Annotated in this window: 12 protein-coding genes and 4 tRNA genes; 1 reads left to right on the top strand and 15 read right to left on the bottom strand. The window is 49.6% G+C overall.

Annotated elements, in window-relative coordinates; genetic code table 11:
• Nucleotides 1–13 precede the first annotated feature (13 nt).
• The 11 genes from glmS to sigW all read right to left on the bottom strand — a co-directional run bounded on the left by glmS (nt 14) and on the right by sigW (nt 12,022).
• Nucleotides 14–1,816, bottom strand: a complete 1,803-nt coding sequence (gene glmS, locus CR205_RS18800) for a glutamine--fructose-6-phosphate transaminase (isomerizing) (RefSeq protein WP_110521696.1) — start codon at nt 1,814–1,816, stop codon at nt 14–16.
• Nucleotides 1,817–2,579: 763 nt separating this feature from the next.
• On the bottom strand, nt 2,580–3,947 hold the full coding sequence (gene glmM, locus CR205_RS18805) for a phosphoglucosamine mutase (protein ID WP_110521697.1): 1,368 nt from the start codon (nt 3,945–3,947) through the stop codon (nt 2,580–2,582).
• A 111-nt stretch (nt 3,948–4,058) separates the two neighbouring features.
• Nucleotides 4,059–5,462 carry a CdaR family protein gene (locus CR205_RS18810; RefSeq protein WP_110521698.1) on the bottom strand — a complete coding sequence of 468 codons (1,404 nt, stop codon included), beginning with the start codon at nt 5,460–5,462 and terminating at the stop codon, nt 4,059–4,061.
• The gene (gene cdaA / locus CR205_RS18815) at nt 5,452–6,273 is read right to left on the bottom strand and encodes a diadenylate cyclase CdaA (protein ID WP_110521699.1); all 822 of its coding nucleotides are present in this window, start codon (nt 6,271–6,273) and stop codon (nt 5,452–5,454) included. Before cdaA ends, CR205_RS18810 begins: the two co-directional genes overlap by 11 nt.
• Before the next feature lie 402 nt (nt 6,274–6,675).
• A complete protein-coding gene (locus tag CR205_RS18820; protein WP_110521700.1) occupies nt 6,676–7,314 on the bottom strand; it encodes a response regulator in 639 nt (212 codons plus the stop codon).
• A complete protein-coding gene (locus CR205_RS18825) occupies nt 7,311–8,354 on the bottom strand; it encodes a sensor histidine kinase (protein ID WP_110521701.1) in 1,044 nt (347 codons plus the stop codon). The genes CR205_RS18820 and CR205_RS18825 overlap by 4 nt, the downstream gene beginning before the upstream one ends.
• The gene (liaF, locus tag CR205_RS18830; protein WP_110521702.1) at nt 8,351–9,076 is read right to left on the bottom strand and encodes a cell wall-active antibiotics response protein LiaF; all 726 of its coding nucleotides are present in this window, start codon (nt 9,074–9,076) and stop codon (nt 8,351–8,353) included. The genes CR205_RS18825 and liaF overlap by 4 nt, the downstream gene beginning before the upstream one ends.
• Before the next feature lie 152 nt (nt 9,077–9,228).
• Nucleotides 9,229–9,873, bottom strand: a complete 645-nt coding sequence (locus CR205_RS18835; protein WP_110521703.1) for a PspA/IM30 family protein — start codon at nt 9,871–9,873, stop codon at nt 9,229–9,231.
• A 50-nt stretch (nt 9,874–9,923) separates the two neighbouring features.
• Nucleotides 9,924–10,277 carry a lmo0954 family membrane protein gene (locus CR205_RS18840; protein ID WP_110521704.1) on the bottom strand — a complete coding sequence of 118 codons (354 nt, stop codon included), beginning with the start codon at nt 10,275–10,277 and terminating at the stop codon, nt 9,924–9,926.
• A gap of 512 nt (nt 10,278–10,789) precedes the next feature.
• The gene (locus tag CR205_RS18845; RefSeq protein ID WP_110521819.1) at nt 10,790–11,437 is read right to left on the bottom strand and encodes a zf-HC2 domain-containing protein; all 648 of its coding nucleotides are present in this window, start codon (nt 11,435–11,437) and stop codon (nt 10,790–10,792) included.
• A gap of 21 nt (nt 11,438–11,458) precedes the next feature.
• Nucleotides 11,459–12,022, bottom strand: coding sequence for an RNA polymerase sigma factor SigW (gene sigW, locus CR205_RS18850; RefSeq protein WP_110521705.1), 564 nt, complete (start codon nt 12,020–12,022; stop codon nt 11,459–11,461).
• A 200-nt stretch (nt 12,023–12,222) separates the two neighbouring features.
• On the opposite strand from sigW, the gene CR205_RS18855 reads away from it, so the two are divergent.
• Nucleotides 12,223–12,393 (top strand): aspartyl-phosphate phosphatase Spo0E family protein, encoded by a 171-nt coding sequence (locus CR205_RS18855; RefSeq protein ID WP_110521706.1) that lies wholly within the window; start codon nt 12,223–12,225, stop codon nt 12,391–12,393.
• Nucleotides 12,394–12,697: 304 nt separating this feature from the next.
• Here the strand turns inward: CR205_RS18855 and CR205_RS18860 are convergent.
• The 4 genes from CR205_RS18860 to CR205_RS18875 all read right to left on the bottom strand — a co-directional run bounded on the left by CR205_RS18860 (nt 12,698) and on the right by CR205_RS18875 (nt 13,080).
• Nucleotides 12,698–12,773, bottom strand: a tRNA-Ala gene (locus CR205_RS18860).
• Between the two features lie 25 nt (nt 12,774–12,798).
• Nucleotides 12,799–12,873, bottom strand: a tRNA-Gln gene (locus tag CR205_RS18865).
• 15 nt (nt 12,874–12,888) lie between these two features.
• Nucleotides 12,889–12,964: transfer RNA gene (locus tag CR205_RS18870), tRNA-Thr, on the bottom strand.
• A gap of 41 nt (nt 12,965–13,005) precedes the next feature.
• Nucleotides 13,006–13,080, bottom strand: a tRNA-Glu gene (locus CR205_RS18875).
• Between the last annotated feature and the right edge of the window lie 3 nt (nt 13,081–13,083).

Raw genomic sequence — 13,083 nt, forward strand, 5'->3', positions numbered from 1 at the left:
TGTAACAGACAAACTATTCAACAGTTACACTTTTTGCGAGATTACGAGGTTTATCAACGTCACAGTTGCGGTGAAGAGCGGCGTAGTAGCTGATCAGCTGGAGCGGGATGACGCTCACAAGCGGAGTCAGGTATTCGTGTACGCGCGGGATGACGATGGTGTCATCCTCCTCTTCAAAGCCTTCCATGCTGATCGTACATGGGTAGGCACCTCGTGCAACAACTTCCTTGATGTTTCCGCGGATGCTCAGGTTTACGTGCTCCTGAGTGGCAAGACCGATGACCGGTGTGCCTTCCTCAATCAGGGCGATCGTTCCGTGCTTAAGCTCTCCTCCGGCAAAGCCTTCTGCCTGGATGTAGGAGATTTCCTTCAACTTAAGGGCACCTTCAAGACATACATGATAATCCATGGCACGGCCAATGAAGAAGCAGTTTCGTGTGACGCTCAGAAACTCACGAGCCACCTGCTCGAGTGTTTCTTTCTGGTCTGCCATCGTCTCCATAGCGTTTGCCACAATCGCAAGCTCCTGAAGCGGATCAAAGTCCATCTCTACGCCAGCGGCACGGGCTGTATCCACAGCAAGAATGGCAAGAACAGCCATCTGCGCTGTATAGGCCTTCGTGGAGGCTACGGCAATTTCAGGTCCCGCATACGTGTGAAGCGTGTAGTCCGACTCACGTGAAAGCGTGGATCCCGGTACATTTGTAATCGTAAGGGCTTTGTGTCCCATTTTCTTCGTTTCCACGAGCACACCGCGGAGATCCGCAGTTTCCCCGCTCTGGGAAATGAAAATAAAGAGTGGTTTCTCGCTCAGAAGCGGCATGTTGTAAAGGAACTCACTGGCAATGTGAGTCTCAACCGGCTTGTTGGCGATTTTTTCGATCAGCTGTTTTCCGACTACACCTGCATGGTAGCTGGTACCGGCTGCAATAATATAGATGCGGTCTGCACCAGTCATTGCTGCGCGGATGTCTTCATCCAGTTTAATCGTATCGTTTTCGTTCTGGTATTTTGAAATGATATTTCGGATCACGTAAGGCTGCTCGTCAATTTCCTTGAGCATGTAATGAGGATACGTGCCTTTTTCAATGTCACTCGCGTCAAGCTCGGCAGTGTAGGAATCGCGTGTCATAACTTCCCCGTCCAGCGTTTTGATCGTCACGCTGTCACGCTTCACAATCACGATTTCCTCGTCCATCAGTTCAACGAATTCATTCGTTACCTGCAGCATCGCCATCGCATCACTCGCCACAACATTTACACCTTCACCAAGGCCTACAAGAAGTGGGCTCTTGTTTTTACCGACGAAAATCGTTTCCGGTGTCTGGTTATCAAGAAGGGCTGTCGCGTAGGAGCCTTTCAGAAGACCGAGTGTTTTGCTGAACGCTTCCTCAGTGGAAAGACCTTCTTTGGAGAAACGCTCCACAAGATGTACGATAATTTCCGTGTCCGTATCACTTGTAAGTGTCACGTCCTGAAGGAATTCCTTCCGAAGCTGGGAATAGTTTTCGATAACTCCGTTGTGAACGATCGTGAAGCGCTCGGTTGCACTCTGGTGCGGGTGCGCGTTTACTTTGCTCGGTGCGCCATGTGTTGCCCAGCGTGTGTGGCCGATTCCGATGGTGCCCTGTTTGCTGTTATCAACCGCATCACGAAGCGTGGCAATCCGTCCTTTTTCCTTAAATACGTTCACACCATTTCCGTTGGCTACTGCAATCCCTGCAGAGTCGTATCCACGGTATTCCAGCTTCTCCAGTCCCCGAAGAAGTATTTCCTTTGCATCCTCTGTTCCGATATATCCTACAATTCCACACATAATACTGTTTCCTCCCTGTATGCAGGGCAGGAACATGCCAGGGGCAGTCCTGCCCCACTCTCTAATTATCGAAGTTTAGTAAAGTCTGTCGCTGTTCTGTTTTAAGCCTTCATACCCTTCGCTTTCCGCGGTGGTGCCGTCAAGCCTCCTCAGGCTGTCGCCTTGCGGGGTCTTGCCTGGCCCCCACTACCGCAGGAGTCTTCGGGTATTCCGGCTTACACCAGCCACATTTTAATGATCATCACCGCCGCAGCTTTTGTTCAGAGAGTCGCCTCTCTGTTTTAGGCTTGCAGGCTTTCGGTTGTGATGAGCAACCGGGAGGCATCCGCCGAAACTTCGATAAACCTCCTCCTCGTCAACTAAACGGAGCGTGTCCGATCCTCCGGTTAGTTCAGGCGCTTTTAAATTCAGGTTGTCTGACATCCGTCCTCCTTGCTGATAAAATACTTGCTCATCATACTACAAATTCTGAAAACGGGTCAATCTTTTTTGGTAAAATCTTTCCTGTTTTGTTTACCCTGCGAAAAAGGTTTAGTAAACATCCTTTCGCCCTTCTGCCTCACCTCCTTAAAAAATGCTCGTGGAGCCAATGCTCGTCGCTGGAGTCGCCGCCTTCCACTCCATCATTCATTCTTCGAAAAGCAGCAACCTATCCGAAAACAGACTTAAGATGAAACAAATGCGGTTATTAATGAATATGCATGGACAGCGTGTCACGTGCTATCCATGCATATTTGTTCCGCATAAGTCTTACATGTACAGATTAATCATCGAGTGATCCGAGTTCACGTTTCACCACGTCTACAATTTTCTGAACGTAGATATCGCACTGATCCTTGGTCGGCGCTTCAGCCATTACCCGCACGAGAGGCTCTGTACCGGATGGACGTACAAGAACGCGGCCCTGCCCTTTCATTTCCGCCTCTACTGCGTTTATTTCATCTGCAATGACCTGGTTGTCATGGAGGGCATGCTTGTCTGCTACACGTACGTTCACGAGTTTTTGCGGGAAGTGCCTCATTTCTCCTGCCAGCTCGGAAAGGCGCTTACCGGTTGCTTTCAGAATGTTCACAAGCTGAATCGCCGAAAGAAGCCCGTCTCCTGTCGTGGTGTAATCAAGGAAGATAATATGGCCGCTCTGTTCACCGCCGATATTGTATCCGCCTTTGCGCATTTCCTCAATCACATAACGGTCGCCTACGGCCGTCTGCTTCGTGTGTGCTCCGATGCCTTCAAGGGCTTTATAGAATCCGAGATTGCTCATCACTGTGGAAACAACCGTGTCTTCTTTGAGAAAGCCTTTTTCCTTCATGTATTTTGCACAGATAAACATGATCTGGTCCCCGTCCACGATCGTCCCGTTTTCATCTACAGCAATCAGACGGTCCGCATCTCCGTCAAAGGCAAGGCCGATATCCGCGCCTTTTTCCTTCACGAGGGCAACAAGGCTGTCAGGGTGGGTGGATCCTACACCTTCATTAATGTTTGTTCCGTTTGGTGAAGCACCGATCGTGGAAATCCGATCCGCTTCAAGATCGGCAAAAAGATGGGCTGCCAGTGAAGAAGCCGCTCCATGAGCACAGTCAAGAGCAATATGCAGACCGCTGAAGTCCTGCTGAATGGTCTGTTTCAGGAACTGCAGGTATTTCTGGCCGCCTTCAAAGTAATCGTTTACCTGTCCGAGCTCAGCACCTGTGGGGCGCGGCAGGCCGTCTTCCATGCCGTCTTCTTTACGTAGCAGCTCTTCGATTTCGTCCTCCTGGCTGTCTACGAGCTTAAAGCCGTCCGGCCCGAAAAACTTAATGCCGTTATCCGCTACAGGATTGTGAGAGGCGGAAATCATAACGCCGGCCTGGGCGCTCAAGGCTTTCGTCAAGTACGCTACACCTGGTGTGGAAATGACGCCGAGACGCATCACTTCTGCTCCAATGGACAACAGCCCCGCCACGAGAGCGCCTTCGAGCATGTGTCCGGAAATCCGTGTATCACGGCCGATCAGTACTTTCGGACGTCCTTCGCTTTCTTTTGTAAGAATGTACCCGCCGTATCGGCCCAGTTTAAATGCCAGTTCCGGGGTCAGTTCCGTGTTGGCTACTCCTCTGACACCATCGGTTCCAAAATGTCTGCCCATATGAAATCTCTCCTTACTTTCCTTACCGCCGTGCGGCTTTAGTTATGTATCAGGGCGGACACACCGGGGTGTATCCGCTGTATGAAGGAACGGATGCTGCGCCCGTTTCCTTTATGACGAATCCTCTTCTGTTTCCTCTTCGCTTTCTTCTTCCTCAGATTCTTCGTCTTCTTCAGTCTCATCTTCTTCATCCGGACCTTCTTCCTCGTCCGGTTCTTCTTCCTGTTCCTCTGGAGCTTCTTCATCAGCCGGCTGGGTGCTTGCCGGTTCTGCGTCTTCCTCATCGTACACTCTTACTGCCACTTCGTCTATGTCGAAATTAAAGCTCAGGTTCTGGGGCCCGTTCACGCGGAGCGGCACCCCATGCTCACCAGGAGAAAGGCCGTCAAGATCAATTGAGGCATCAATGTCCTCCTGGCTGATTCGCTCAAGCACAGAAGCCGAGCCCCTTACTTCAAGGTCAAAAGCGGCATTCTCCGGGTCAAGCAGTTCGACCTCGTAATCATTATTCAGGCCGGTAATGTCGAATGGAAAGTTGCTGAAGACCCGGGATTCTTCCTCGTCCACGACCACATCCACTTCAATCGTTTCCGGTTCGACCCGCTCAACGCCCTCCGGAAGCGGAACTTCAAGCTCCAGCGTCGTACTTTCATTAATCTCTGAAAGGTCAATACTGAGTCCTGTCACGAAATTGATGTCATCTAACACATCCGGCGGGCCGTATATCGTAACCGTATTCGGGTTCGCCTGAACGGAGGTGACAGCGGAACCGTTCGAAAGCTCTCCCTCCCGGTCAATGCGAACGGGCACTTCCTTATTCGGACTCGTAATCGGCACCGTCACATCCACAGCCGGCGGATCCGGCGTGATCTCTATTTCGTCACCGGACTCGTCATAAAGAAGCACTTCCACACTTTCCTCAATCGTCTCCGATTCCCCGGAGAGATCGATAAACGCGCGGGCAGTGGCAATCTGATTGATCATCCCTTCCGCTCCAGTCACATCAACGCTGCTCGGTGTCACGGTCGGAGTGCCGGCTGCATAACCGGCTTCCAGTTCGTCTTCATTGAGCAGTTCCACTTGCACGGGAAAAGAGGATGTCTGCAGTTCCTGCAGAGCCACGCGTACGGTGGACGGTTCCACTGCGACACTTAAGTCACTCTGAAAACCACTATACTGCACTCTTTCATAGTGCTCGCCGGCTCCCTCTTCACGGAGATCAACAAAAACTTCATACTGAGGTCTGGCAATCTGAAGCATCAGCAGATTCTGAGGGCCCCTTAGACTTACCTGAACAGTCTCCGGAGCTTCAGTCACCACATACCGGTCCTCATCGTAGAGAATGGTCAGTTCAACGTCTTCCAGCACCCGCTCGCCATCTGTAATACCCGGAATGCCGGCACCGGGCTGCTGGTTGTTAATATTGTCTATACTCACCATCATGTACAGCATCACAGCAATAAAAAGGGAAACAGCCCGGATAAACCATTTATTGTTAAACCATTTATCCATCATTTTTCTTCCCTCCCCACTGCCAGCGAGATGAGGCGGAATCAGAGCCTTCTGTCGACATTTCCTTAATGAGAAGCTCTCTGAGTGTCTCTTCGTCAAGGTTCCGGTGCAGCTCCCCGTTCTTAGTCAGAGAAATACCGCCAGTTTCCTCCGACACAGCGAGTGTTACCGAGTCGGTCACTTCACTCACACCAAGTGCGGCCCGGTGGCGTGTCCCCAGCTCCTTAGAGATAAACGGGTTTTCCGAAAGAGGCAGGTAACAGGCTGCGGCAGTAATTTCCGTCCCCTTAATGATCACGGCACCGTCATGAAGCGGGGTGTTTGGAATGAACACGTTGATGAGCAGTTCCGATGTGAGTCGGGCATTCATCGGTATACCTGTTTCCACGTAGTCCGTCATTCCTGTCTCCCTCTCAAGGGAAATCAGAGCCCCAATCCGTCTTTTCCCCATATAGTTCGCTGCCTTGACGATATGATTGATGGTATCTTTCATTTCTTCTTTCTGGGCTGCGGAACTTTTTGCAAAAAATTTACCACGGCCGAGCTGTTCAAGGGCGCGGCGCAGTTCAGGCTGAAAAATAATAATAATAGCTAAAAGACCATATGCAATGGCAGTGCTCATAATCCAATTGAGTGTCTGGAGACCGAGAAAACTGCTGATAAACCAGACCGCCAGGATGACGACGATCCCTTTAACAAGCTGAACAGCCCTGGTTCCCCTGATTATCATAATCAGTTTATAAATGACAAAGGTTACGAGCGCTATGTCTACAAAAATGCCTAATAAGCGAAGGATCTGAATATCTTCGAACATGGGCGTTCCTCCATGATAAAATTACCGGGAGCAGCTATGAAAAAAGACCTGCGCTGTCCACTTGACTTGTGCTCGATAAACCGGTCGTATTAGTATTCTAATAACTTACCAATTATATCACAATTTGCACATTTAAAGTGACAGGACCTGCCATTTATGCAGGTCTGATTTCTCACTTCTGACCTCTGCGGTTTTGCAGGTGCGGGTCTTACGAAAGCCGGCAGTCAGGCTCAGACAATGTGAAATATGTACTGCTTCCGGTTCGGCGCGCCCCGCGCAAACGGGACATGCCCTGACATACCCTCAATTTTTCTGGTACCCTTTTTTTAGACGTGACAATCGCCGATTTGTTACAGCCTCCGTTCCGGTAAAAAAGAAACCCTGCGGGAGCAGAGTTTCTTTTTATTCGCTTTTCTTTTCGACCAGATTGTGATTAAAAGCATAAATGACGGCCTGGGTGCGGTCGTGCACGTCCAGTTTATGGAGGATGCTGCTCACGTGTACTTTGGCGGTCTTTAAGGCGATAAAAAGCTGATCCGCGATCTCCTGATTTGTTTTCCCTTCTGCCATCAGCTGCAGGACATCCTTCTCCCGCCCCGTCAGCTGTTCATGGGGCTTCGGTTTCTGCCGCATACGGTTCATAATCTTTCCGGTCACTTCCGGCTCCAGCACCGACTGACCTTCGTATGTAGCTCTGATTGCTTTTGCTATTTCACTCGCCTTTGACGTTTTCAGCATATAACTTGTTGCTCCTGCTTCGAGGGCCGGGTAGACCTTCTCATCATCAAGAAAGCTGGTCACGATAATGATTTTCGCCTCCGGCCAGGCTTGAACGATCTGTCTTGTCGCTTCGATCCCGTCCATTTCCTTCATCACAAGATCCATCAGAATCACGTCAGGTCTGATATCAAGTGCAAGCGTGACTGCTTCTTTTCCATCATCAGCTTCTGCAACTACATCAATGTCCTTTTGGGCGGACAAATAGGAGGACACGCCGATACGAACCATTTCATGATCATCCACAAACAACACTCTGATCATTTTCTTTCTCCTCCTTTTGCATAAGGGACTTTTACTTCATAATAGCTTCCTTCCCCGGCAACACTGACAATTTTCAGGTCGCCTCCGATTGCTTCGGCCCGTTCTTTCATATTCGTCAGCCCGTAAGAGCTTTTCTCTGCCGCCTTATCAACGTCAAACCCGATGCCATTGTCAGTTACACGCAGAATCACATAATCGTCCCGGCTCACACAGAGCACTGTCATTTTATCGGCTTTTGCATGGCGGAGAATGTTGGAGACGGCCTCCTGGAGAATCCGGAACAGGTGATCCTCCACCCCTTTTTCAAGTTCGAGAGGCTCTGCTTTGACCTGGATCTTCAGTGGTACTTTTTCCTTCAGCTCCGAAAGAAGTTCTTTTACGCCTTCTTCCAGGGTTTTATTTTTAAGAGCCACCGGCCTCAGGTGAAGTAAAAGCGCCCGCATTTCCAGCTGGGACTGCTCAATCATCCTGCCGACCATCGCCAGCTGCTTTTTCATCGTGTCGTCCTCCGGGGGCCTCGTTTCATTGATTGTCGCCATCATCATGGAAGCGGCAAACAGCTGCTGGCTGACGGAATCGTGGAGTTCCCTGGCAAGCCTGGTCCGCTCTTCGGCCACCACTTCCTGAAGACTTCTTTCCCGTTCGCTTGCGTGTTCCGTTACAAGCCGCTGGGCTGTCTTTGTCTGCTCGGCAATTTTATGTTCGAGTGCGGTCAGACTTTTTTCGATTTCCTTCAATTCGAGAAGCGGCTCCTCCTCAAGACCCGTTCTCTTCTTCCCCTTTGAGACGGCTTCCACCTGATTGCGAATGGCTGTAAGTTTGTTTTTACTGTAACTTCCAGCCAATAGACCAGCTGTGATGCCTGCCAGGACCGTCACGGTCAACAGAAAGTAAATAAACGGGAGGTCAAAAACGCGCTGCTCCCAGAGCATGGACCACGATTCGAGAGGAAAGGAAAAGAAGATGGTCACACTTACAACAAGACTGAAAACCATGGCAGCTGTAAAGGTGATGAGGCCTGTTCTGAACATCACATTCATGTCCTCTTCACCTCACATTCCCCCGACCAGACAGAGGTGACGATCCGGATCCGCGGCTTTTCCGTCTGAAACCCGCTCGTCTCGTAAAACACCTGCTGGTTAAAGCGCCGGTCTGATCTCTGGTCAAAGACCGTTAGGCCCCCGAACAGCGCTGTATGGTGAACAGCCACTTCCACCTCGTACGGCACGTGTATGGTCAGGTTGCCAATCCCGTGCCGGATCATAATCACCCCGTCCTCCGGTACGACCGTATTCCCAAGATCCACGATCCGATCGCCGACGCCCCCGAGAATATTAACATCCCGCCACGAATAAGGAGATTCGTTTGTTTTTTCCATGCCGGTCAGGCGGTTCTTCATGAGGGGGCGCACGTGGAGAAAGTCCCCCTGTCTTTTTGTTTCTCCTGCGGATTCAGGTGTAATCGTTTCCGGTTCCATTCTCGACTGATAAAAACGGTAAAGCAGCAGGGCTGCCATTGCGATGATGATAAACCTTACCGCCATCAGGTTCAGGACAGTCAGAATAAACATGACGAGCCCGACCCAGAATAGAAGCTTTCCAATCAGGCGATGATACCATCGCCGGCCGAGGAAGATCATGAACACCTGAAGAACCAGGGAAAACAGAAAGCCCGGTCCAAAGAACAAAGCTTCCCCTAAAAGGAGGACAAGCCCGATCAGAAAAATCCAGTTGAACATTCTCGTTGATATCTGGTTAAACACGGGGCGCCCTCCTTCCTTTTTGGCTCTGCTGTGCAGAGCATTATGTATGAAGAGGCCGGGAAATAAATGTTTGTCCGGAGGCTCATCCAACCATTTTCATTCTTTCCCGGCCTTGCTTACCTTTTTCGCACACGAACTCATTTTACCATGATTTAACGGTTCTTTTCTTTTTCTGCCTGTTCGATCAGTTTCTGTTCGATTTCAGCAAGCTTGGAATCAAAAGTGTTCTTGTGGTAATCACGGTTTACCCGCTGTTCCAGGTTCTCGATATACTGCTCCATATCTCCAAAACGGGAGAAGGAACGCTCACCTGATTCAGAGGTAACTTTACTCATTTTATAACTTGCTCTGGCGGCATTTTCCCGGCCCATCAGTTCCATTTGCCTGACTCGCATATCCTTGAGTCTATGCTTCATGTCCTCGTACTGCTGTTCGAGTTTTTCAAGCTGGAATTCGGCGTCCTGCCTGGCTTTTTCCAGTCTTTCTGCTCTCTGACTGTATTCCTCCCATTCACGGGCAGCAAATCCTGCATACTCTTCTTCGCCCGCACGCTCGGCAACTTCTTTCTGATGCTGGCGCCTCTCGGCCATTTCAGCCGCTTCTGTATGCTCCCTTACAAATTCCTCTTTCAGCCTGTGCTGGCGCTCAACAAGCTGCCGCACCTTTTCTGTTTCTTTTTCACTCTGCCTCAGGTAGTGATTCAGGGCAGCAATCGGATTGCCCGCTTCCTTTTTATCCATCATGCCGTGCAGATCTGCCGATACGGCGTCTTTGATTCGTGTAAACAGTGTGGTCATTGTTCAGTCTCTCCTTTTTGTTCAGTTTTCTACGGATCCCTGATCCGGATTCAGCGGTTCATATCTGCCCACTGCTTTTCAAAGCTTGTGAACGGGTCTTCTTCTTCCGATGGCTTATTAAGGACCGTGTCACGGTCACTGTTCCAGTTATTCCAGATGAAGTAGAGAGCCGCAAGTGCGGCCAGTCCAATCACTGAAAATGAATTGGCGACACCGATACTTACAACAATCAGTCCGGCAATGACCCACCAGACCTTCCCTGCTGTTGAAACGGTTTTTACGAACTGGTTAAAAATGATGTAGGTGAGCCAGACGGAAACTGCCAGCAGAATCATCGGCCCGAGGTTGGCCAGAAGAACAGCCAGTGCCACAAGACCGGCACAAAACAGTAAAAACTTTTTCATCACTCGTTCCTCCTTTCCTGATCTCTGTCTTAATCGTACCGGTAAACGTAAAACGGCATAATGGCCCCCGGCTTTATTTTCACTAGGTCCCGAGGCGTATACAGGAGCAGGCCTGACCCGTGGCGGGCTTCTGGATCAGGATGGCGGACAGTGTTCTCCATCACTTTCCTTCACACGACAAATCCCGCAAGTTAATTAAACGTTTATTTAACCTGCAAAGATTGGCGGATCAGAGACGATTTGTGTGATTTTTGCTTTAATAAATAGGCTCTGTTAAAGTATGGTGTTGATTTCCGCTCACTGCGCTCCCTTTCCGCGGGCACCGCTTCAGCCTCCTCGGGAGGATCGCCCTGCGGGGTCTTCAGCCGGTGCTGTTCCCGCAGGAGTGTCGCGCGCTCGCTTCAATCAACAACGATAGAAAAATATCAAAATTAAGCTTTAACAGTGCCAATAAATAAAAAAAACACAGCCTGCGGTCATTGCCGCTATGGCTGTGTCTGACTACTATGCTGTTAATCTTCCTGCGGCGGGTCGCTTCCGTTGAAAACGTTCAGTACTTCTCCCATGAACGACTTGGTTTCATACCAGATCCAGCTGAGAACCCGGTTCACTTCATTAACTTCTCCAGCTACGTGTCCCGCCGACGCCAGATACTGGTCACCGTTGATCACCGTTACATTGCCGAGGACTTCGCCTTCCACTTCAATGTCACCGTTACGAACGATTAGATTTCCTTCAATTGTTTCTCCTTCAGGGACAATAACAACATTTCGTTCTTCGTCTATATGGAAATTCCCCTGTCCCTGCACCGTTATTTGAGAACCGCCGCCACCGCTCCAGAAGGAGGATACACTTGTGACGAACAACAGCATAAATACGGCCGCTGCCAGGAAATAGGGATGTCTTCTCATCCAGGTCTTCCATTTGTTTGATTTCGACTGCTGCGGAAGCCTGCTCATGACGCCCGCCGTAAAGTCCGGCGGTGCTTCCACATGCGATGTACTCTGCACGATCGCAATCGTTTTTCTAAGCTCTCGCAGATGCTTTTCGCAGTCTTCGCAGCCCATTAAATGCTGCTCAAACTGCTTTTTTTCCAGGAGCGTCATCTCTTCATCCAGATATTTATGAAGTAAATCAGTTTTTGTTTTTTCGCATGCCATCTGTTCATGCACCCCTTTCTCCTACGAATTCCGGAGACGCTTTCTCAGCGCTTCTCTTCCCCGGTGAATTCTCGTCTTGACCGTCGCAACAGGGAGATTCAGAATTTCCCCGATCTCCTTAAGCGACAGATCCTCCAGATACTTCAGGATGATCGCCGAACGATACTTCGGCGGCAGCTCGGAAATTTCATTCTGGATCCATTCCTGCATCTCATACTGAACCACTTTATCCTCCGGCAGTTCCTCATCCGCCGCAATCTGGGAATAGTAATTCAGATCCTCCGTTCCCCCTACGGGATCGTCGAGATGAAAATCCGGCTTCTTCTTACGTATACGGTCAATCGATAAATTGGTTGCAATTCTGAACAGCCAGGTTGAAAATTTCCTGTTCATGTCGTAGCTGTCCAAATTTGTGTATGCTCTCAGAAAAGCTTCCTGCGCAACGTCCTGCGCTTCGTGGACATTCCCAAGCATGCGGTATGAAATCTGATACACTTTGTCCTTATAAAGATCAACCAGCTCCGCAAAAGCCTGCTGGTCACCCTTTTTCACTTCCATGATGATTTTTTTAACCACCGCATCCATGCTTATTACCTCCGCTCTCTTGCGGCTACCTTCTTTACGCATTACCGGCAAAAAGGTTTCACCTTAAATTACAATCTTTATTTTATCACCTGATTCCAGAAAAATCATACAATTCCTAAATAAGTATATGTTTGGAAAAGTGTATAACAGGGTATGCTACGTACAGGAAAGTCTATCCATACGACGGGAGGTCGAAAAACTTGGAACTTGAACAGAAGGATCTGCTGGAGGAAATTGAGTGGGCAAGGGAGAAAATGTATGACCTCTCTTCACAGCTTAACCGGACCTCACACGAAGTCGTGGCAATCAGTTCCTACCTGGACGCACTACTTAACAAATACCAAACCACGTATTACAAAATAGAGAACTAGAAGAGTTCATACGTTTAAACACCAGCCGCCCCTCCCCCGCGGCTGGTGTTTTTTCTTTTTGTTCAGGTTGAGGAATCCATCTTCATGGCGGTGGTTTTAACTTTGGGCAAATCAGGACACTTCACGCTTTTTCAGGGCCGGTTTGTCCTGACTTTGCGCGAGTCAGGACACTTTGCGCTTTTTAAGGATTGTTTTGTCCCAACTTCTCAAGAAGCTGATTCTATCGGCTTCCTGCTGAACCCTAAACCAGAAAACACAAAAAAATCCGGCTCATCAATAAGCCGAACTGCAATAAACATATGTATGGTGGAGCCTAGCGGGATCGAACCGCTGACCTCCTGCGTGCAAAGCAGGCGCTCTCCCAGCTGAGCTAAGGCCCCGACTGATTTTACTGCCTAAAAAAAATGGCAGGGCTAGCAGGATTCGAACCTGCGAATCACGGGATCAAAACCCGATGCCTTACCGCTTGGCTATAGCCCTATGCGTGTATGTAAATGGTGCTGGCCAGAGGACTTGAACCCCCAACCTACTGATTACAAGTCAGTTGCTCTACCAATTGAGCTAGGCCAGCATATTAAAACCGGTACCTGCAAAAAAGACAGAAAAAAATAATGGTGACCCGTACGGGATTCGAACCCGTGTTACCGCCGTGAAAGGGCGGTGTCTTAACCACTTGACCAACGGGCCTCC

Origin of the sequence: Alteribacter lacisalsi (assembly GCF_003226345.1) — a bacterium.
Lineage (GTDB): Bacteria > Bacillota > Bacilli > Bacillales > Salisediminibacteriaceae > Alteribacter > Alteribacter lacisalsi.

Coding starts and splice junctions, on each gene's coding strand:
- glmS (WP_110521696.1), bottom strand. CDS start 1,816: ATGTGTGGAATTGTAGGATATATCGGAACAGAGGATGCAAAGGAAATA.
- glmM (WP_110521697.1), bottom strand. CDS start 3,947: ATGGGCAGACATTTTGGAACCGATGGTGTCAGAGGAGTAGCCAACACG.
- CR205_RS18810 (WP_110521698.1), bottom strand. CDS start 5,462: ATGATGGATAAATGGTTTAACAATAAATGGTTTATCCGGGCTGTTTCC.
- cdaA (WP_110521699.1), bottom strand. CDS start 6,273: ATGTTCGAAGATATTCAGATCCTTCGCTTATTAGGCATTTTTGTAGAC.
- CR205_RS18820 (WP_110521700.1), bottom strand. CDS start 7,314: ATGATCAGAGTGTTGTTTGTGGATGATCATGAAATGGTTCGTATCGGC.
- CR205_RS18825 (WP_110521701.1), bottom strand. CDS start 8,354: ATGAATGTGATGTTCAGAACAGGCCTCATCACCTTTACAGCTGCCATG.
- CR205_RS18835 (WP_110521703.1), bottom strand. CDS start 9,873: ATGACCACACTGTTTACACGAATCAAAGACGCCGTATCGGCAGATCTG.
- CR205_RS18840 (WP_110521704.1), bottom strand. CDS start 10,277: ATGAAAAAGTTTTTACTGTTTTGTGCCGGTCTTGTGGCACTGGCTGTT.
- CR205_RS18845 (WP_110521819.1), bottom strand. CDS start 11,437: ATGGCATGCGAAAAAACAAAAACTGATTTACTTCATAAATATCTGGAT.
- sigW (WP_110521705.1), bottom strand. CDS start 12,022: ATGGATGCGGTGGTTAAAAAAATCATCATGGAAGTGAAAAAGGGTGAC.